This is a genomic window from Pseudomonas sp. NCCP-436 (assembly GCF_019656335.1).
In the GTDB taxonomy this organism is placed as follows: Bacteria; Pseudomonadota; Gammaproteobacteria; order Pseudomonadales; family Pseudomonadaceae; genus Aquipseudomonas.
Genome location: NZ_BPLZ01000015.1, coordinates 1 through 17,835 on the forward strand (window position 1 = coordinate 1; position 17,835 = coordinate 17,835).

Genomic DNA, 17,835 nt, shown 5'->3' on the forward strand with positions numbered 1-17,835 from the left:
GCCGAACGATCCGCAGTCGCCGTTCGTGACTTCCGGCATCCGCATCGGCACCCCGGCGGTGACTACCCGTGGTTTCGGTGTCGAGCAGTGCCGGCAACTGGCCGGATGGATCTGCGACATCCTCGATGACCTGGAGAACCCGGCGCTGATCGAGCAAGTGCGTGGTCAGGTCGCCGAGCTTTGCAGCCGCTTCCCGGTCTACGCTGACTGAGTCACGGGCGGCGCTGCAGCGCCGCCGCAACCGTACAACGAGCCGCGGCCGCTGCGGCTCCCAACCGATGCGCAGCGCGCATTTACAGGAACCGTCCATGAGCACTGAAAACCTCGCCAAGACTCCGCTCCATGCCCTGCACCTGGAACTCGGTGCACGCATGGTGCCTTTCGCCGGCTACGACATGCCCGTGCAGTACCCGCTGGGCGTGATGAAGGAACATCAGCACACCCGCAATGCAGCCGGCCTGTTCGATGTCTCACACATGGGGCAGATCCTGCTGCGTGGCGAGAACGCCGCCCGCGCACTGGAAACCCTGGTGCCGGTGGACATCATCGACCTGCCGCAAGGCATGCAGCGCTATGCCATGTTCACTGATGAAAACGGCAACATCCTCGATGACCTGATGGTGGCCAACCTGGGTGACAACACCCTGTACCTAGTGGTCAACGCCGCCTGCAAGCATCAGGATCTGGCCCACCTGCAACAGCACATCGGCAACCAGTGCGAGATCCAGGCGCTGTTCGAGGAGCGCGCCCTGCTTGCCCTGCAAGGCCCCAAGGCCGCCGAGGTACTGGCCCGTCTGGCTCCGGAAGTAAGCAAGATGACTTTCATGCAGGTCGCCCGCGTACGCCTGCTGGGCAATGACTGCATCGTCAGCCGCAGCGGCTACACCGGCGAGGACGGCTTCGAGATTTCTGTGCCGGCCGATCAGGCCGAAGTCCTGGCCCGCAGCCTGCTGGCCGAAACAGAAGTCGAGGCCATTGGCCTGGGCGCACGTGACTCGCTGCGTCTGGAAGCCGGCCTGTGCCTGTACGGCCACGACATGAGCAGCACTACCACCCCGGTCGAGGCCAGCCTGCTCTGGGCCATTTCCAAGGTACGTCGTGCCGGTGGTGAGCGTGCCGGCAACTTCCCGGGTGCCGAGCGCATCTTCGCCCAGCAACGTGACGGTGTGGCCAGCAAGCGCGTTGGTTTGCTGCCGCAGGAGCGCGTACCGGTACGTGAAGGTGCGGAAATCGTCGACGCCGATGGCAATGCAATCGGCCAGGTGACCAGTGGCGGCTTCGGCCCGACCCTGGGTGCACCGGTGGCCATGGGCTACGTGGCACTTACCCACAGCGCCATCGACAGCGAGGTCTGGGCCGTGGTGCGCGGCAAGCGCGTGGCCATGAAAGTCGCAAAGACCCCTTTTGTAGCGCAGCGCTACTACCGCGGCTAACCCCGCCGCAGGTCGAGCCTGACGACAGAGCCCGGATATCCTCCGGGCTTTGTCGTTACTGGGTGTCGGTAAAGATCAGGCGGTTGCCGGACGGATCAGTCAACGTCAGGTCACGCCCCCAGGGCTGGCTTACTATCGCCGGGCGGGCGAATCCGTAGTCCCGGCCAGTCAGCTCTGCCAGCAGAGCGTCCAGATCAGCACAGAAAATGCGCAACGCCGCCCCCGGGCAGCAGTCGCCGTGATGCTCGGACAGATGCAGCACACAGTCACCACGGGAAACCTGCAGGTACAGGGGCAACGCGGGCTCGAAGCGATGCGCCCAATCCTCGACAAATCCGAGATAGTCAATATAAAACGCACGCGCGCACCCTTCATCGAAGCTGCGTAGCACAGGAATCGCGGCTGCCAGTCGCATGTGCCCTCCTTTGGCAAAGATGCCAGCTTCCACCTGACGACAACCGGATGCAAGCAACTTAGCCACGGATCCGCTCATAAGGCACCTGCCTGCGCCCCTCGCGCAAGGTACGTGCCCACCAGTTCAACTGCACCAGCATATGCGCCATGGCCGAGTTGGCCCGTCGCGGGTCGACCAATTTGCCCTGCTCGTCGAACTGTTCCCAGGCATTGGTAAAACTTACCGAACTGCGCACCGTCATCGCGTGCAGCTCCGCCAGCACCAGACGCAACTGTTCTACCGCACGCAGCCCGCCGGAGACCCCGCCATAGCTGACGAAGCCCACCGGACGCGCCTCCCAGGAGGCTGGCACCTCATCGATGAAACGCTTGAGCGCCGCCGGGTAGCCATGGTTGTACTCTGGCGTAACAATCACAAAGGCTTCGGCATGCAGCAGTTGCTGCTGTGCCTGATGGCGCAGTTGGGTGATGTCCGGCCCTTCGTCTGGCTCACGAAACATCAGCGCCGGATCGACTGTTGCCAGCTCGAATTCGTTGCGCTGAGCGATCTGCTCAGCCGCCCAGGCCACCACCTGATCGCAAAAGCGTTTCTCGCGCACACTACCGTAAATCATCACCAGCCGAATCGACTCCTGCATGACCTCGTCCCTATGGTTGTCTATCGAGGCCAGCAAGGGTAAAACCTCAACTTAACTTGAGGTCAAGAGACATTTGTCATGAAAAACCCAACCTGTGGCGGCCCGGAACAGCCCCTGACTGTCGGCCAGGTCGCCCGGCGCAGCGGCCTGCCTGTCTCCACCCTGCACTTCTACGAAGCCCGGGGGCTGATCCACAGCCAACGCAACGCCGGCAACCAGCGGCGCTACCGGCGTGAGGTTCTGCGCCGAGTAGCAATCATCAAGGTGGCACAGCGCCTGGGCATTCCCCTGGCCGAGATAGGTGCGGCCCTGAGCAGCCTGCCCGACGGGCAAACCCCATGCGCGCAAGACTGGCAGCGCCTGTCGGCCAAGTGGCAGCAGGATCTGAATGAGCGGATCGAAAAACTGGTCCGCCTGCGCGACCAACTTACCGGCTGCATCGGCTGCGGCTGCCTGTCGACCGAGCTGTGCCCGCTGCGCAACCCTGCCGACACTCTGGCCTGCCGCGGCCCCGGCGCCCACCTGCTGGAGAACGACTGAGGCCGTATCTCATCTGCCCCATGCGCCTGCAGCATCAGTCATGGGAGGCCAGCCGATGACGGCAGGCGGACACTTTCCGTACAAAAACCTAGCGCAGTTTTCCGACCATTTGCGCCATCACCCGGATAACGTCTCGCGCCAGCTTGGCGGAGCGGGCGCCATTCCAGCCGGTACTCGGCTGTGGATTGTCGTCGTGATCCTTGAACGGCATCTCCAGCGTCAGCGATAGACAATCGAAGGCCTGTCCTACGGCATTGCAAGCCAGGGTCAGATTGGCCTGTCCCTGCTCGTCACGTGGATAGCCATAACGCTTCTGGAACTCCGCGCCGTTGTCGATCAGCCGCGTGCGGAACTCGTCCTCCAATGCAGCCAGACGCGGGGTGTAGCCCGGGTTGCCTTCACAGCCGGCAGCAAATACGTGGGGAATTTCTTCGTCGCCGTGGATATCCAGAAACAGATCCACGCCGATCCGCCGCATGTGCTGCTGGACGAACAGCACTTCGGGGCTGCACTCGGTACTGGCCGACTGCCAGGCGCGGTTAAGATCCTGCCCGGCGTAATTGGTGCGCAGATGGCCACGCCAGGCACCGTCCGGGTTCATGTTCGGCACCAGGTACAGCTCGGCCTGAGCCAGCAGTTGCACGACCTCGGTATCCTGCGGATCCTGCAGACGCTCGATCAACCCTTCCATAAACCATTCGGCCATATGCTCGCCCGGATGCTGCTGAGCAATGATCCACAGCTTGCGTGACCCCGGAGCCGCAGCGCCGATACGCAGCAGCGGGATATCGCGCCCTTCCAGGCTGCGACCGCAGGCCACCAACTCGGCCCCCTGTGCCAGTGCCGTGGCAACCAGGTGTTCGTGGCGCAACCGGGGATAAGGCTCGAAGTAAGCGAACCAGGCCTGCTCCTGCTCGGCCTGCAAGTGAAAATGCAGCTGCCCGTCCTCGAACCGAGTCGGCACCCGGAACCAGTTCTGCTGGTCGTAGCTGGCTACAGCCTGATAGCCGTCCCAAGCATGGTTATAGGCCGACTGACCAGCATTGGTCAGGACGAAACCATGGCTCTGCCCCGGCTGCAGCCCCTGTACCCGGAAATGAAACCACTGGAAATGCCCACTGTTGAGATCCGGCCGAATGGCCAGCAGCACCTGCTGCGGGTTGCCGGCATCGATGACCTGGATGTTGCCACTATCGAAGTCCGCACTGATCTTCATGACTGCCTCGTAAATCAAAACGACCTTCAGGATTGCAGCTACTCGCCGCAGTGTGAAGTCGCGTGCGACAGGACGACATGCAAAGCGAACTATACGCGTTGCAGCCGGCCTAATGCCCAGCCCCAACATACTTTTGCCACGGAGGCCTTGCCATGCCCAGTCCGACCCACGCACTTCATCTTGCCGGCGTCCTGCTCGCCCTGGCCGTTCTGGCCGGCTGCAGCGGACGAGCGCCGACGTCTGACGAATCGGCAACCAGCGTGCCCGAAGTACAAACAGCACCACAGAACGAGACGGATCAACTACAACAGCAGGCCCGTCGTGGCGACCTGGAAAGCCAGTTCCAGCTGGGCAGCCAATATTTCGTCGGACAACCGCAACGTGACCTGCACCAGGCCGAATACTGGTGGAAGCAGGCTGCCGACAAGGGCCACTCGATGGCCGCTGTGAGCCTGGCCTACCTCTATACCGGGCGGGACGCTCCGGAGCTGGCCAACCAGCGCGACATGCTGCGCTACCTGAACCAGTCGGCAGCAGCAGGCAATGCCATGGCCCAGCACATTCTCGGCAACCTCTACCGGCGCGGCGAAGGCGGCGTGCCACGCGACCCGGATCAGGCCCGGCGCCTGTACCAGAGCGCCTGTCTCCAGGATTACGAACCGTCCTGTACAACGCTCAAACAGCTCTAGGAACTACTCCCCCGAACCGGCAACGCCGTAGATCGCGCCCCCTCGCCCCGGGGGCGGCGCCTCTGTAAAAGCCACAACCTCGCGGCGAACAGAGCTGCACCGCATGGCGCAGCGAAAGGAACCACTTACAGATCCGGCACCTCGACGCTGACGTGAATGGCATCGTGACGCCAGAACTCCACATCGCAATCGATAACCCGCCCGTGCTGGTCACGGTTGACCCGGGTGATACGCAACGCCGGGCTGCCCGCTGCCACCCTCAGGCTGGCAGCGGCCTCTGCGTGCAGAGCGGTAGGCACCATGTCAAAGCGAACCCTGCCGTAGTGAATGCCGTACTGACTGGCATACAGATCCGTCAGCGAACGGGTCAGATCAAAATCGAGAATGCCCGGGAAATAGGCCGGATTGAGGTAATGCTCGACGTACAGCACCAGACGCCCATCGATCCGCCGAGCCCGACAGATCTGGTAGACACCGGACAACGCCGGCAATTGCAGCACTTGGCAGATCTGCGCACTGGCCGGCACCAACCGTGCACCAAGCACCTCGGTAGCCGGCTGCCGCCCCTGCCCAGCGACCATGGCGTGGAAGTGGCTGCGCACCAGCGGGTTGTAGGCCAGCCGCGCCGGTGAGACGAACCAGCCGCGCCGCTCCTCACGATAGACCAGCCCCTGAGCCTCCAACTGGCCAAGTGCCTCACGCAGGGTAATGCGCGTGGTGTCGAACAATTCGCTGAGCCTGCGTTCGGCCGGCAGCTTGCTACCGGGCGGCAACAGGCCCTGGTCGATCTGCTCCTGCAAGGCGCGGCATATGAGGCTGGCAGCTCGCGGCAGTTCTTCGCGCATCAATTTGTTTCCCTTGGACTAGTCCAGCCCCAATTCAGAGCACGACTTTATTGTGCAGAAAGGTGACAAGTTTAGGCAGTTTAGATGACGAGGCAGTGACAGAACGGTAGCAAGCACGCCACATGCCACGTTTTGTCAAAGCTGTCGCTCAGAAAATCAGCCATTTATCCATGGTCTACGCTTGATGAGCACACCAGCCAGATACGGCTGAGGCCTTGCCACCCGAGGCCGGACATAAAAACGTCACAGAAAATGCCTAGATTGGCTCGGGTATTGCTGATCTAGACCAACACTCTCACTGCAAAGGAGTTTCCAATGAAACAACTGCTGCTGGCTTCACTGATGGGCTCGGCCATCGCCCTGGCGACCTCCGCCATGGCCGAAGGCACCGACTTGCAGGCACTGGAAAAGGCCGCACGCGCCGAAGGCGCGGTGAATAGCGTGGGTATGCCCGACAGCTGGGCCAACTGGAAAGACACCTGGGCCGACCTGGCCAGGCTCTACGGCCTCAAGCATCAGGACACCGACATGAGTTCGGCGCAGGAAATCGCCAAGTTCGCCGCCGAGAAGGATAACGCCACCGCCGATATCGGCGATGTCGGCGCCGCCTTCGGCCCCATCGCCGTGCAGCAGGGCGTGACTCAGCCGTACAAGCCGAGCACCTGGGATCAGATTCCGGACTGGGCCAAGGATCAGGACGGCCACTGGTTGCTCGCCTACACCGGCTCGATCGCCTTCATCGTCAACAAGCAACTGGTCAAGGACGTGCCACGCTCCTGGGCCGACCTCAAGACCGGCACCTACAAAGTCGCCGCCGGTGACGTCAGCACCGCCGCACAGGCCACCAACGGTGTACTGGCTGCGGCCATTGCTCTGGGCGGTAACGAAAGCAACATCCAGCCTGCTCTGGATCTGTACGCGGACCTGGCCAAACAGCGCCGCCTGTCGCTGGCCAACCCGACCATCCAGACCCTGGAGAAAGGCGAGGTGGAAGTCGGCGTGGTGTGGGACTTCAACGGCCTGTCCTACCGCGACCAGATCGACCCCGAGCGCTTCGAGGTGCTGATCCCGTCCGATGGCTCGGTGATCTCCGGCTACAGCACCATCATCAACAAATGGGCGAAGAACCCCAATGCGGCCAAACTGGCCCGCGAGTACATCCTCAGCGACGCCGGCCAGATCAACCTGGCCAAGGGTCACGCCCGTCCGATCCGCGCCGAGCATATCGACATGCCGGCCGAGGTACAGGCCAAGCTGCTGCCGCAGGAGCAGTACGCCAAGGTTCAGCCGGTCAAGGACGCCGCTGCCTGGGAAGCCACCTCCAAAGCCCTGCCGCGCCTTTGGCAGGAGCACGTGATCATCAACATGAACTGATGTCCGCCTCCCCTCTCCCGTTTACGGGAGAGGGGCCGGGGGAGAGAGGCATGGGCACCACACCCTGCCAGATCTGAACGGATCCCCGGATTGGATCGGGGCTACGACCGAACGAGAGAACCCAATGAAGCACAACGTCATCCTGGTGGTACTGGATGGCCTGAGCTATCAGGTGGCCCAGCACGCGCTGGGCCACCTGTTGGCTTACTGCCAGGCCGGACGCGCCGCGCTGTACAAGCTCGACTGCGCACTGCCGGCACTGTCCCGCCCGCTCTATGAATGCATCCTCACCGGCGTGCCGCCCATCGACAGCGGCATCGTGCACAACGATGTGGTGCGCCTGTCGAATCAGCGCAGCGTCTTCCATTACGCCCGTGATGCCGGTCTGACGACCGCCGCCGCGGCCTATCACTGGGTCAGCGAACTGTACAACCGAGCGCCCTTCCAGGCCGCACGCGACCGCCACACCAGTGACGAGACGCTGCCAATCCAGCACGGCCACTTCTATTACGCCGACCACTATCCGGACTCACACCTGCTGGCCGACGCCGAAAGCCTGCGCCAGCGCCACAGCCCGGACTTTCTGCTGGTGCACCCGATGAACATCGACGACGCCGGCCATAAGCATGGCCTCGACAGTCCGCAGTACCGCAACTCGGCACGCATGGCCGACGTGCTGCTGGCCGAATACATCCAGACCTGGCTCGACGCCGGCTACCAGATCCTGGTGACGGCCGACCATGGCATGAATGCCGACCGCAGCCACAACGGCCTGCTACCGGAAGAGCGCGAAGTGCCGCTGATCGTCATCGGCAGCGCCTTCAGCCTCGATCCGGCGGCCCGTCCGCAACAGACCGAACTGTGCGGCACCATCTGCCAACTGCTCGGCGTGGCCCACGACAAACCCTGGTGCAGGGAGCTGCTCGCATGAAGTCGTCCATCTCCAGCAAGGGCTGGGCACTGCTGTGCCTGGTGCCCTTCGCCGTGTTCTTCTTCGCCTTCCAGATCGCGCCGCTGGCCTGGGTGGCGAGCAACAGCCTGAACACCAGCGCCGGCTGGGGCCTGGGCAACTTCCAGCAGGCCTTTTCCTCGCCCTTCTACCGCCAGGCCATGCGCCACAGCCTGGAAGTTGCCTTCTGGTCGAGCCTGTTCGGCATCGTCATCGCCATCATCGGCAGCTATTCGCTGCGTCAGGTCAGCAGCCGCCTGCGCGATTTCGTCATGGCCTTCTCCAACATGACCAGCAACTTCTCCGGCGTGCCGCTGGCCTTCGCCTTCATCATCCTGCTCGGCTTCAATGGTGCGCTGACCATCCTGCTCAAGCAGATGGGCGTGATCGAGGACTTCAACCTCTATTCCAAGACCGGTCTGATCGTTCTCTACACCTACTTCCAGATTCCGCTGGGCGTGCTGCTGCTCTACCCGGCCTTCGACGCCCTGCGCGAAGACTGGCGCGAGTCGGCCGAGCTGCTCGGCGCCAGCAACTGGCAGTTCTGGCGCCACATCGGCCTGCCGGTGCTGACCCCGGCGCTGCTCGGCACCTTCGTCATCCTGCTGGCCAATGCACTCGGCGCCTACGCCACGGTGTATGCGCTGACTACCGGCAACTTCAACATCCTGCCGATCCGTATCGCTGCGATGGTCTCCGGCGACATCTTCCTCGACCCGAACATGGCCAGCGCACTGGCGATGGTGCTGGTCGGCCTGATGACCCTGATCACCATCGTCCACCAATGGCTGCTGCGCCGGAGCTACCATGTCGCCCGCTGAAAAACGCTCGCCGCTGTTCCACCAGCTGGTGGTCTACCTGCTGTTTCTGATCCTGCTGCTGCCGCTGCTCGGCACCCTGGTGTATTCGCTGTCCACCAGCTGGTCGGCAACCATCCTGCCCAGCGGATTCACCTTCAAGTGGTACGTGGCGCTGTGGAGCGATGCGCGCTTTCTCGCCGCCTTCGGCCGCTCGCTGCTGGTGTGCTTCGGCGCCCTGGCCCTGGCGCTGCTGCTGATCCTGCCGCTGCTGTTCGTGGTCAACTACCACTTCCCCAAGCTCGATGGCGTGATGAACGTGCTGATCCTGCTGCCGTTCGCCATTCCGCCAGTGGTGTCCTCGGTGGGTCTGATGCAGCTGTTCGCCGCCGGTCCACTGCCGATCCTCGGCACGCCGTGGATCCTCATCGGCTGCTACTTCACCATCGCACTGCCCTTCATGTACCGGGCGATCACCAACAACCTGCAGGCGATCAACCTGCGCGATCTGATGGATGCCGCCCACCTGCTTGGTGCCAGCACCTGGCGCGCGGCGTTCATGGTGGTGCTGCCGAATCTGCGCAAGGGCCTCATGGTTTCGGTGTTCCTGTCCTTCAGCTTTCTGTTCGGCGAGTTCGTCTTCGCCAACCTGCTGGTGGGCAGCCGCTACGAAACGCTGCAGGTGTACCTGTACAACATGCGCAACGACAGCGGCCACTTCACCAGCGCCCTGGTGATCTCCTACTTCATGTTCGTGCTGCTGATGACCTGGGCGGCCAATCGTCTGAACAAGGAAAAGTCATGAGTTTCCTGCATATCCGCAACCTGCATAAAAGCTACGGCTCAACGCAAATCTTCAGCGACATCGACATCGAAATCAGCCGGGGGCAATTCATCACCCTGCTCGGCCCGTCCGGCTGCGGCAAGTCCACTCTACTGCGCTGCATCGCCGGTCTGACCGAGGTCGATGGCGGACAGATCCTGCTCGACGGCCAGGATCTGGTGCCCATGCCGCCGCAGAAGCGCGGCGTCGGCATGGTGTTCCAGAGCTATGCACTGTTTCCCAACATGACCGTGGCGCAGAACGTCGCATTCGGCCTGCGCATGCAGAAGGTGCCTGGCGCCGAGGCTAGCAAGCGGGTCGCCGAAGCACTGGAACTGGTGGAGCTGAACGACTACGCCGCGCGCTATCCGCACCAGCTTTCCGGGGGCCAATGCCAGCGTGTGGCTCTGGCCCGTTCACTGGTTACCCGACCACGCCTGCTGCTGCTCGACGAACCGCTGTCGGCACTGGATGCTCGTATCCGCAAGCACCTGCGCGAACAGATCCGCGCCATCCAGCAGGAACTTGGCCTGACCACCATCTTCGTCACCCACGATCAGGAAGAAGCACTGGTGCTGTCGGATCGCATCGTGCTGATGAACTCCGGACGGATCGTCCAGAGCGGCGATGCAGAAACCCTCTATACCGCGCCAGCCGATGCCTTCGCCGCCGGTTTCATCGGCAACTACAACCTGCTCGATGCAGAAACCGCCAGCCGCCTGCTGCAACGTCCGGTCAGCCAGCGCGTGGCGATTCGCCCGGAAGCCATCCACTTCACCAGCGACGGCATCGAAGGCACCATCCTTGGACGCAGCCTGCTAGGCAACGTGGTTCGATATAGGGTAGAAGCCCATGGCGTGGAGCTGCTGGTCGATGTTCTGAACCGCTGCGCCGACGACTTACACAACAACGGCCAGCGCGTTTGCCTGGCTATCAGTGCCAATGCGATACGGGAGGTAGCTTAATGGCTCTGGCAATTTTCGATCTCGACGACACCCTGATCCACGGCGACTGCGCCAGCTTGTGGACGGAGGAAATGGTCAGGCAAGGATGGGCCGACGGCGAATCCTTCATCGTCCACGAACAGGAACTGATGCGTCAATACGCGGCCGGCACCCTGTCCATGGAAGACTATATGGCCTTTACCCTGTCGCCGCTGGTCGGCCGCACGCCGGAAGAGGTCGCCTTCGTCGTCGAGCCTTTTGTCGAGGAAGTGATCGAACCACTGTTCTACAGTGATGCCTGCCGCTGCCTGGCCAGCCACCGCGAGGCAGGCAACCGTCTGCTGGTTATCTCCGCCTCTGCGCACTTTCTGGTCAGCGCCATCGCCGCCCGTCTCGGTATCGAAGAAGTACTGGCCATCGATCTTGAGCTGCGTGACGGCCTCTACACCGGCCGAACCCAAGGCGTACTGACCTACCGCGAAGGCAAGGTGACCCGCCTGCAGCAGTGGCTGGCCGAGCAGGGTGAAAACCTGGCCGGTGCCAGCTTCTACTCCGACTCACGCAACGACCTGCCACTGCTGCAACAGGTGGACAAGCCGCACACCGTCAACCCGGATCCGACCCTGCGCGCCCATGCCGAACAGGCCGGCTGGCCGATTCTGCACTGGCGTTGAGCACTCCCCAGACAGGCCGGCGACAGGCAAGCAGCGTCCGGTCCGACTTTCAGTCGACGTTGAGCGGCCGGCAGCAAGCCGGTTCCGCTCAGCGGCAGATCACCCGGAACAGCTCGTCGTCACGTGCCAGGCTGCGCAGCGCTGCCTGCGCAGAATCCACTGCCACCAACTCGGCCCGCGCACAGTTGAGCAGATAGGCCTGGTGAGTCAAACGGTCGATGTACTCGCGCTCGAAGCGGTAGAGGATGAACTGCCCGATACGCTCACCATTCTGCTCAAGATGCTGGACATTGCCGGTATCCACCACGCTGAAGCCAACGGTCAGGGGAAACAGGTAAGTCCAAGGCCGCAGGATCTGCTGCTCGTGCTCCAGGGCCACCACCGCCGAGCCCGCTGGCAGTTGCGCCTGCTTGTGCCCGAACCAGGAATATTCGTAGTAGATCTGATAACTCAGCATGCCCACACCGGCGCAGGCCGGGATAATCCAGCCCGGCAGGCGCCTGCGGCTTAGCGCACGCAGCAAGAAACCGAAGCCCGCCGCCCCCAGGCCTGCGGACAGCAAAGCGACCAAGTGCCAGATCATAGTGTTTCCCGAAAGTAAGGCGGGCTTCCTTTTCAGGGGAAGCCCGCTGGCTCAGAGAGAACCGGCATCCTGTCCCGGCTCGTCCAGAGAGGTCAATCAGTGGCTGATGGCAGCACCGGCACCTTTCGGGTAGCGGACGCTTTCCACCAGTTCCTGAACCTCCTTCGGCGGCGCTGCAGTAACCCGCGAGACGGCGAAGGCCACAGCGAAGTTGATCAGTGCACCGACGCTACCGATGGACAGCGGGGAGATACCCAGCAGCCAGTTGTCCGGTGTGTTCGGCAGGTTGTTGGTGCCCGGAATGAAGAACCAGCCCAGGTAAATGAAGATGTAGATCACGGTGAACAGTAGACCGGCCACCATGCCGGAAACGGCACCTGTGCTGTTAATACGCTTGGAGAAAATCCCCATCATCAACACCGGGAAGATCGACGACGCGGCAATACCGAAGGCCAGCGCCACCACCTGCGCGGCGAAGCCCGGTGGATTGAGCCCAAGGTAGGTCGCCACCAGAATCGCCACGGCCATGGAGATACGCGCCGCGAGCATTTCCGACTTTTCACTGATCTTCGGATTGATGATCGTCTTGATCAGGTCATGACTGACCGCCGACGAGATTGCCAGCAGCAGACCGGCAGCGGTTGAAAGTGCCGCTGCGATGGCACCGGCGGCAATCAGGCCGATGACCCAGCTCGGCAGGTTGGCGATTTCCGGGTTAGCCAGCACGAGGATGTCGGAGTTCACTTCCAGTTCGTTGCCGTTCCAGCCGCGCTCGGAGAAGTCGGCGGTGGGGTTGTACATCTGGATACGACCATCGTTGTTCTTGTCCTCGAACTTGATCAGGCCGGTGTTTTCCCAGTTCTTCACCCATTCCGGACGCTCGGCATATTCCAGCGACGGCTGCTCGACACCCTGCGGATACACAGTGGTGATCAGGTTCAGACGCGCCATGGAGGCAACGGCCGGTGCAGTGGTGTACAGCAGGGCAATGAACACCAGGGCCCAGCCTGCCGAGGAACGTGCATCGGAAACCTTCGGCACGGTGAAGAAGCGGATGATTACGTGCGGCAGGCCGGCGGTGCCGATCATCAGCGACAGGGTGAACAGCACCATGTTCAGCTTGTTCGACACATCGGCGGTGTAGTCCTGGAAGCCCAGATCGCGCACCACTTCATTGAGCTTGGCCAGCAGCGGAATACCGGATTCGCTATGGGTACCGAACATGCCCAGTTGCGGGATCGGGTTGCCGGTCAGTTGCAGGGAGATGAACACCGCCGGGATGGTGTAGGCCACAATCAGCACCACGTACTGAGCTACCTGGGTGTAGGTGATGCCCTTCATCCCGCCGATCACGGCGTAGACGAATACCACCGCCGAGGCAATCCAGATACCGGTGGAGTTGCTCACTTCCAGGAAGCGGGCGAAGGCCACACCGGCACCGCTCATCTGACCGATCACATAAGTGATGGAGGTGAGCAACAGGGCAATGACCGCAGTCAGCCGTGCGCCCTTGCTGTAGAAGCGGTCACCAACGAAGTCCGGTACGGTGAACTTGCCGAACTTGCGCAGGTAGGGGGCCAGCAGCATGGCCAGCAGCACGTAGCCACCGGTCCAGCCCATAAGGAAAGAGGAGTTGACGTAACCGACCGAAATCAGGCCCGCCATGGAAATGAAGGAAGCTGCGGACATCCAGTCCGCCGCAGTGGCCATACCATTGGGGATGGGACCGACGCCCCCACCCGCCACGTAGAACTCCTTGGTGGAGCCCGCGCGCGCCCACAGGGCGATCCCGATGTAGACAGCAAAAGATGCCGCTACGAACAGAATATTGATCGTGAACTGGCTCATGCGGGCTTACTCCTCGAGGCCGTATTCTTTGTCGAGTTTGTTCATTCTCCAGCTGTAGTGGAAAATCAACACGACGAAGGTAAGGATCGAGCCCTGTTGTGCGAACCAGAATCCGAGATCCGCACCACCTACGGAGATGCCTGCCAGCAAGGGTCTGAGGACGATGCCGAAACCGTAGGAACAGACCGCCCAGATCACCAGACTCCAGAAGATCAGGCGAAGATTCGCCTTCCAGTAGGCTTCCGCGTTGCTTTTATCAACCATGAGTATTGCCTCTTTCATTGTTGTTATTGGGTCTAGAGGACTCCATCCTACAAAGGGACGTTAAGAGGCGAACTACGACATTAGTCGGGATAGCCGAACCGGCACGGTCTTCAGAACATCTCCATGATGCCGTCGCACGCAGCGATCAGCGCCGCCGCCAGCTCTCGCGCATAGCTCGGCAGTTGCGGGCGCGCATGCAGCGCCACTTCCACCGGCGCAACCGCGGCAAACCCCTCGGCCTCGCCCAGTTCACGGTGACCGGGAGAAATCAGCCGGCGCGGCAACAAGGTCAACCCCAACCCCCCCTCGGCTGCAGCGCTGACACCCGGCAGACTGCTGCTGACATAAGCGATACGCCAGGGCTTGCCCATGGCATCCAGGGTGTGGGTCATTTCCAGGCGATACAGGCCGTTGGGAGGAAACACCGCCAGCGGCACCGGATTGCGCCCGAGCACCGGTCTTTCCCGACTGTCCAGCCAGGCCAAGGGTTCGGCCCAGCTGGCCAGCCCCTTGGCACTGCCAGCCCGCTGCTTGATCAGCGCCAAATCCAGCTCGCCAGCGCTGAAGGCACGCCAGACGTCATGGCTGAGGCCACTGGTGATTTCCAGGCGGACACCCGGGTGGGCATCGGCGAAATCGGCCAGGTAGGGAGTCAGGCTGTTGGCCGCGAAGTCATCCGGCACGCCTAGACGCACCTCCCCCTCCACCGCGCTCTGGCCCAGCGCCAGCATGGCCTCGTCCATCAGGGCGATGATCCGTCCGGCATAGCCCAGCAGGCGCTCGCCTTCGGTGGTGGGCACCACGTAGCGCCCACTGCGATCGAGCAACTCGGCTCCCAACTGCTCCTCCAGCCGGCGTACCTGCTGGCTGACGGTGGACTGGGTAAGGTGCAGACTGGCCGCTGCCCGGGTAAAACCGCCGGTCTGAACCACAGCCAGGAAGCTACGCAACAGCACTGGATCGAGCATGAATGCCACCCATTACAAAATCCACTGAATGATATTCTACTATTTAATTTCAGAATCCACCTGGAAGTTCCTATAGTGCAGATGAGCCATTTCCCGCGCAGCTCCCCTGCGCCCCCATCCACCGAGGCATCACTCGATGAGCAAAACGCCCTACTACTACGCCCCCCATGGCGGCCATCCCGGTCAGGAGCAGTTGCTGACCGACCGCGCCATGTTCACCGACGCCTACGCCGTGATTCCCAAAGGCGTGATGCGCGACATCGTCACCAGCCACCTGCCGTTCTGGGACAACATGCGCATGTGGGTCATCGCGCGGCCGCTGACCGGCTTCGCCGAGACCTTCTCGCAGTACATAGTCGAAGTCGGCCCCAACGGCGGCAGCAACAAGCCGGAACTGGATCCCACCGCCGAAGGCGTGATCTTCGTCGTCGAAGGTCAGTTCAGCCTGACCCTCAACGGCACCGAGCATGCCATGCGCCCGGGCAGCTACGCTTTCATCCCGCCACAGAGCGACTGGTCGCTGCGCAACAACGGCAGCGAAGCGGTACGTTTCCACTGGCTGCGCAAGGCCTACCAGGCCGTCGAGGGTGTGCCCTACCCGGAGGCCTTCGTGGTCAACGAGCAGGACATCGAACCTATCGTCATGCCGGGTACCGAAGGCCGCTGGAGCACCACCCGCTTTGTCGACATCAGTGACATGCGCCATGACATGCACGTCAATATCGTCAACTTCGAGCCGGGCGGCGTGATTCCCTTCGCTGAAACTCACGTCATGGAGCACGGTCTGTACGTACTGGAAGGCAAAGCCGTGTACCGCCTGAACCAGGACTGGGTGGAGGTCGAGGCCGGCGACTTCATGTGGCTGCGCGCCTTCTGCCCGCAGGCCTGCTATGCCGGCGGACCTGGCCGCTTCCGCTACCTGCTGTACAAGGATGTGAACCGCCACATGCCGCTGACCCTCGGCGGCCTGAAGCGCTGAAACACCTGCCGCGGCGCCGTTCTTCCGGCGTCGCGGCATGGTCAAGGTAGGGCCGCCGGCTCTTCCGGCGCCCTACACCGCACGCCCGACCAGCCGCAACGGCACTGAGCGTCCCGCTTTCTGCGCCAGGTAGCGCGTGCAGCTGACGCGCAGGAAGGAAGCGAAGTTGACCACCTCGCCGCGCAACTCGAGGATTTCCTCATACAGCTTGGCGATCAGCTGATTGGTGGTCATGCCGTCCTCTTCGGCGATCTCGCTTAGAATGTCCCAGAACTGGTTCTCCAGCCGCAAAGTGGTGACCACACCACGAATGCGCAGCGAACGCGAGCGCGACTCGTAGAGGATGGGATCGGCCTTCACATACAGCTCGCACATGCAATCGCCCTCCTGCCGATGGCCGGACGCCAGATGACTACAGCCGGATTTCGGTTCCCAGCACGCGCAGGAAAGCAGCCAGCCAGGCCGGATGCGCCGGCCAGGCGGGGGCAGTGACCAGATTGCCCTGCACGTGTGCCTGATCCACCGGGATTTCCACATAACGGCCGCCGGCCAGACCGACCTCCGGAGCACAGGCCGGGTAGGCACTGCACTCACGACCCTGCAGCACACCAGCCGCAGCCAGCAGTTGCGGGCCGTGGCAAACGGCAGCGATGGGCTTGTCGGCAGCAGCAAAAGCCTTGACCAGCGCCACCACCTCGTCGTTCAGACGCAGGTACTCCGGAGCACGCCCGCCCGGCACCAGCAGCGCGTCGTAATCCTCCGCGCGCACCTTGTCGAAGTCGAAATTCAGGGCAAAGTTGTGCCCCGGCTTCTCGCTATAGGTCTGGTCACCCTCAAAATCGTGGATGGCCGTGCGCACCGTCTGCCCAGTCTGCTTGCCGGGGCACACCGCATGCACGGTATGGCCCACCATCTGCAGCGCCTGGAACGGCACCATGGTTTCGTAGTCTTCGGCGTAATCGCCGACCAGCATGAGAATCTTTTTGGCAACCATGATCTTCTCCTTGAGGTGAGTGGAGCGAAATCATTATTGGCCGGGTTTGTCACCACGGGGTAACAGCCCGGTACTACATCAGCCTAAAGCTTCTGGAGCGGCGGGATGCGCCAATCGATGGAGCTCATGCCATGCTGCTCAAGGAACTGGTTGCAGCGGCTGAAGTGGCCGTTGCCAATGAAACCGCGATGCGCCGACAGCGGCGACGGGTGCGGCGAACGCAAGACCAGATGCTTGGTCGGGTCGATCAGCCGCTGCTTGCTCTGGGCATGACTGCCCCAGAGCAGAAAGGCCAGATGCGGGCGCTGCTCACTGACCACTTCGATCACCCGGTCGGTAAAGAACTGCCAGCCACGATTGGCATGCGAACCGGCATTGCCACGCTCGACGGTCAGCGATGTGTTGAGCAACAGCACGCCCTGCTCGGCCCAGCTTTGCAGACAACCGTGTGCCGGGATCTCGATGTTCAGGTCGCGTTTGAGTTCCTTGTAGATGTTCACCAGCGATGGCGGAGTCTGCACGCCAGGCTGTACGGAAAAGCACAGACCATGTGCCTGCCCCGGGCCGTGGTAGGGATCCTGACCGAGAATTACCACCTTGACCTGATCAAGCGGGGTGGAATTGAGGGCATTGAAGATCAGCGGCCCCGGCGGATAGATCTCCTTGCCGGCAGACTTCTCCGCCCGCAGAAACTCGCCCAGCTCCTTCATGTAGGGCTTGTCGAATTCCTCACGCAGCGCCTGCTTCCAACTTGCCTCAAGTTTGATGCGATCATCGCTCATCCGGGTGTCCTGCAAGACCTGAAACACGAAGCAGGCAAGCTAGAGAAGGGCTCCTGGCAAGTCAAGGCAAGCCGCACGGCA

Annotated in this window: 21 protein-coding genes and 1 pseudogene; 11 read left to right on the forward strand and 11 right to left on the reverse strand. The window is 62.2% G+C overall.

Going from position 1 to position 17,835, the window contains the following annotated elements; translation table 11 throughout:
- Positions 1–211, forward strand: a pseudogene (glyA, locus tag NCCP436_RS14475) (serine hydroxymethyltransferase); the annotation flags it as partial.
- Between the two features lie 97 nt (positions 212–308).
- Complete coding sequence (gene gcvT, locus NCCP436_RS14480; RefSeq protein WP_220804694.1) at positions 309–1,433, forward strand: glycine cleavage system aminomethyltransferase GcvT; 1,125 nt, start codon at positions 309–311, stop codon at positions 1,431–1,433.
- 55 nt (positions 1,434–1,488) lie between these two features.
- Here the strand turns inward: gcvT and NCCP436_RS14485 are convergent, their stop codons facing one another.
- Complete coding sequence (locus tag NCCP436_RS14485) at positions 1,489–1,848, reverse strand: glyoxalase superfamily protein (RefSeq protein WP_220804695.1); 360 nt, start codon at positions 1,846–1,848, stop codon at positions 1,489–1,491.
- A gap of 58 nt (positions 1,849–1,906) precedes the next feature.
- A complete protein-coding gene (locus NCCP436_RS14490; protein ID WP_220804696.1) occupies positions 1,907–2,485 on the reverse strand; it encodes an NADPH-dependent FMN reductase in 579 nt (192 codons plus the stop codon).
- Positions 2,486–2,563: 78 nt separating this feature from the next.
- On the opposite strand from NCCP436_RS14490, the gene soxR reads away from it, so the two are divergent.
- Positions 2,564–3,025 carry a redox-sensitive transcriptional activator SoxR gene (gene soxR / locus NCCP436_RS14495; protein ID WP_220804697.1) on the forward strand — a complete coding sequence of 154 codons (462 nt, stop codon included), beginning with the start codon at positions 2,564–2,566 and terminating at the stop codon, positions 3,023–3,025.
- Positions 3,026–3,113: 88 nt separating this feature from the next.
- Here the strand turns inward: soxR and NCCP436_RS14500 are convergent, their stop codons facing one another.
- Complete coding sequence (locus NCCP436_RS14500; protein ID WP_220804698.1) at positions 3,114–4,241, reverse strand: M14-type cytosolic carboxypeptidase; 1,128 nt, start codon at positions 4,239–4,241, stop codon at positions 3,114–3,116.
- 152 nt (positions 4,242–4,393) lie between these two features.
- On the opposite strand from NCCP436_RS14500, the gene NCCP436_RS14505 reads away from it, so the two are divergent.
- Positions 4,394–4,930: a tetratricopeptide repeat protein gene (locus NCCP436_RS14505; RefSeq protein WP_220804699.1), complete on the forward strand. Its 537-nt coding sequence runs from the start codon at positions 4,394–4,396 to the stop codon at positions 4,928–4,930.
- Positions 4,931–5,055: 125 nt separating this feature from the next.
- On the opposite strand, the gene NCCP436_RS14510 is transcribed toward NCCP436_RS14505, so the two are convergent.
- The gene (locus NCCP436_RS14510; protein ID WP_220804700.1) at positions 5,056–5,775 is read right to left on the reverse strand and encodes a UTRA domain-containing protein; all 720 of its coding nucleotides are present in this window, start codon (positions 5,773–5,775) and stop codon (positions 5,056–5,058) included.
- Positions 5,776–6,090: 315 nt separating this feature from the next.
- On the opposite strand from NCCP436_RS14510, the gene NCCP436_RS14515 reads away from it, so the two are divergent.
- From NCCP436_RS14515 to NCCP436_RS14540, 6 genes are all read left to right on the forward strand, one after another.
- Positions 6,091–7,149 (forward strand): ABC transporter substrate-binding protein, encoded by a 1,059-nt coding sequence (locus NCCP436_RS14515; protein WP_220804701.1) that lies wholly within the window; start codon positions 6,091–6,093, stop codon positions 7,147–7,149.
- 124 nt (positions 7,150–7,273) lie between these two features.
- On the forward strand, positions 7,274–8,080 hold the full coding sequence (locus NCCP436_RS14520) for an alkaline phosphatase family protein (RefSeq protein ID WP_220804702.1): 807 nt from the start codon (positions 7,274–7,276) through the stop codon (positions 8,078–8,080).
- The gene (locus NCCP436_RS14525) at positions 8,077–8,919 is read left to right on the forward strand and encodes an ABC transporter permease subunit (protein WP_220804703.1); all 843 of its coding nucleotides are present in this window, start codon (positions 8,077–8,079) and stop codon (positions 8,917–8,919) included. The genes NCCP436_RS14520 and NCCP436_RS14525 overlap by 4 nt, the downstream gene beginning before the upstream one ends.
- Positions 8,906–9,700, forward strand: coding sequence for an ABC transporter permease (locus NCCP436_RS14530; protein WP_220804704.1), 795 nt, complete (start codon positions 8,906–8,908; stop codon positions 9,698–9,700). Before NCCP436_RS14525 ends, NCCP436_RS14530 begins: the two co-directional genes overlap by 14 nt.
- On the forward strand, positions 9,697–10,683 hold the full coding sequence (locus tag NCCP436_RS14535; RefSeq protein WP_220804705.1) for an ABC transporter ATP-binding protein: 987 nt from the start codon (positions 9,697–9,699) through the stop codon (positions 10,681–10,683). The genes NCCP436_RS14530 and NCCP436_RS14535 overlap by 4 nt, the downstream gene beginning before the upstream one ends.
- Positions 10,683–11,336, forward strand: a complete 654-nt coding sequence (locus NCCP436_RS14540; protein WP_220804706.1) for an HAD family phosphatase — start codon at positions 10,683–10,685, stop codon at positions 11,334–11,336. Before NCCP436_RS14535 ends, NCCP436_RS14540 begins: the two co-directional genes overlap by 1 nt.
- An 88-nt stretch (positions 11,337–11,424) precedes the next feature.
- Here NCCP436_RS14540 and NCCP436_RS14545 read toward each other — a convergent pair whose 3' ends face one another.
- The 4 genes from NCCP436_RS14545 to NCCP436_RS14560 form a co-directional block, all read right to left on the reverse strand.
- On the reverse strand, positions 11,425–11,919 hold the full coding sequence (locus NCCP436_RS14545; protein WP_220804707.1) for a hypothetical protein: 495 nt from the start codon (positions 11,917–11,919) through the stop codon (positions 11,425–11,427).
- Positions 11,920–12,015: 96 nt separating this feature from the next.
- A complete protein-coding gene (locus NCCP436_RS14550; protein ID WP_220804708.1) occupies positions 12,016–13,767 on the reverse strand; it encodes a sodium:solute symporter family protein in 1,752 nt (583 codons plus the stop codon).
- Between the two features lie 6 nt (positions 13,768–13,773).
- Complete coding sequence (locus NCCP436_RS14555) at positions 13,774–14,031, reverse strand: DUF4212 domain-containing protein (RefSeq protein ID WP_220804709.1); 258 nt, start codon at positions 14,029–14,031, stop codon at positions 13,774–13,776.
- Positions 14,032–14,141: 110 nt separating this feature from the next.
- On the reverse strand, positions 14,142–14,999 hold the full coding sequence (locus tag NCCP436_RS14560) for a LysR substrate-binding domain-containing protein (RefSeq protein WP_220804710.1): 858 nt from the start codon (positions 14,997–14,999) through the stop codon (positions 14,142–14,144).
- 136 nt (positions 15,000–15,135) lie between these two features.
- On the opposite strand from NCCP436_RS14560, the gene NCCP436_RS14565 reads away from it, so the two are divergent.
- On the forward strand, positions 15,136–15,978 hold the full coding sequence (locus NCCP436_RS14565) for a bifunctional allantoicase/(S)-ureidoglycine aminohydrolase (protein WP_220804711.1): 843 nt from the start codon (positions 15,136–15,138) through the stop codon (positions 15,976–15,978).
- A 72-nt stretch (positions 15,979–16,050) separates the two neighbouring features.
- Here the strand turns inward: NCCP436_RS14565 and NCCP436_RS14570 are convergent, their stop codons facing one another.
- From NCCP436_RS14570 to ung, 3 genes are all read right to left on the reverse strand, one after another.
- A complete protein-coding gene (locus tag NCCP436_RS14570; protein ID WP_220804712.1) occupies positions 16,051–16,353 on the reverse strand; it encodes a ribbon-helix-helix domain-containing protein in 303 nt (100 codons plus the stop codon).
- 37 nt (positions 16,354–16,390) lie between these two features.
- Entirely contained in the window at positions 16,391–16,975 is a 585-nt protein-coding gene (locus NCCP436_RS14575; protein WP_220804751.1) for a DJ-1/PfpI family protein, read from the reverse strand.
- A gap of 80 nt (positions 16,976–17,055) precedes the next feature.
- Positions 17,056–17,754 (reverse strand): uracil-DNA glycosylase, encoded by a 699-nt coding sequence (ung, locus tag NCCP436_RS14580; protein WP_220804713.1) that lies wholly within the window; start codon positions 17,752–17,754, stop codon positions 17,056–17,058.
- Positions 17,755–17,835 lie beyond the last annotated feature (81 nt).

What these genes read in the sequence shown, in the direction of transcription:
- gcvT (WP_220804694.1), top strand. Translation starts at nt 309, where the DNA reads ATGAGCACTGAAAACCTCGCCAAGACTCCGCTCCATGCCCTGCACCTG.
- NCCP436_RS14485 (WP_220804695.1), bottom strand. Translation starts at nt 1,848, where the DNA reads ATGCGACTGGCAGCCGCGATTCCTGTGCTACGCAGCTTCGATGAAGGG.
- NCCP436_RS14490 (WP_220804696.1), bottom strand. Translation starts at nt 2,485, where the DNA reads ATGCAGGAGTCGATTCGGCTGGTGATGATTTACGGTAGTGTGCGCGAG.
- soxR (WP_220804697.1), top strand. Translation starts at nt 2,564, where the DNA reads ATGAAAAACCCAACCTGTGGCGGCCCGGAACAGCCCCTGACTGTCGGC.
- NCCP436_RS14500 (WP_220804698.1), bottom strand. Translation starts at nt 4,241, where the DNA reads ATGAAGATCAGTGCGGACTTCGATAGTGGCAACATCCAGGTCATCGAT.
- NCCP436_RS14505 (WP_220804699.1), top strand. Translation starts at nt 4,394, where the DNA reads ATGCCCAGTCCGACCCACGCACTTCATCTTGCCGGCGTCCTGCTCGCC.
- NCCP436_RS14510 (WP_220804700.1), bottom strand. Translation starts at nt 5,775, where the DNA reads ATGCGCGAAGAACTGCCGCGAGCTGCCAGCCTCATATGCCGCGCCTTG.
- NCCP436_RS14515 (WP_220804701.1), top strand. Translation starts at nt 6,091, where the DNA reads ATGAAACAACTGCTGCTGGCTTCACTGATGGGCTCGGCCATCGCCCTG.
- NCCP436_RS14520 (WP_220804702.1), top strand. Translation starts at nt 7,274, where the DNA reads ATGAAGCACAACGTCATCCTGGTGGTACTGGATGGCCTGAGCTATCAG.
- NCCP436_RS14525 (WP_220804703.1), top strand. Translation starts at nt 8,077, where the DNA reads ATGAAGTCGTCCATCTCCAGCAAGGGCTGGGCACTGCTGTGCCTGGTG.
- NCCP436_RS14530 (WP_220804704.1), top strand. Translation starts at nt 8,906, where the DNA reads ATGTCGCCCGCTGAAAAACGCTCGCCGCTGTTCCACCAGCTGGTGGTC.
- NCCP436_RS14535 (WP_220804705.1), top strand. Translation starts at nt 9,697, where the DNA reads ATGAGTTTCCTGCATATCCGCAACCTGCATAAAAGCTACGGCTCAACG.
- NCCP436_RS14540 (WP_220804706.1), top strand. Translation starts at nt 10,683, where the DNA reads ATGGCTCTGGCAATTTTCGATCTCGACGACACCCTGATCCACGGCGAC.
- NCCP436_RS14545 (WP_220804707.1), bottom strand. Translation starts at nt 11,919, where the DNA reads ATGATCTGGCACTTGGTCGCTTTGCTGTCCGCAGGCCTGGGGGCGGCG.
- NCCP436_RS14550 (WP_220804708.1), bottom strand. Translation starts at nt 13,767, where the DNA reads ATGAGCCAGTTCACGATCAATATTCTGTTCGTAGCGGCATCTTTTGCT.
- NCCP436_RS14555 (WP_220804709.1), bottom strand. Translation starts at nt 14,031, where the DNA reads ATGGTTGATAAAAGCAACGCGGAAGCCTACTGGAAGGCGAATCTTCGC.
- NCCP436_RS14560 (WP_220804710.1), bottom strand. Translation starts at nt 14,999, where the DNA reads ATGCTCGATCCAGTGCTGTTGCGTAGCTTCCTGGCTGTGGTTCAGACC.
- NCCP436_RS14565 (WP_220804711.1), top strand. Translation starts at nt 15,136, where the DNA reads ATGAGCAAAACGCCCTACTACTACGCCCCCCATGGCGGCCATCCCGGT.
- NCCP436_RS14570 (WP_220804712.1), bottom strand. Translation starts at nt 16,353, where the DNA reads ATGTGCGAGCTGTATGTGAAGGCCGATCCCATCCTCTACGAGTCGCGC.
- ung (WP_220804713.1), bottom strand. Translation starts at nt 17,754, where the DNA reads ATGAGCGATGATCGCATCAAACTTGAGGCAAGTTGGAAGCAGGCGCTG.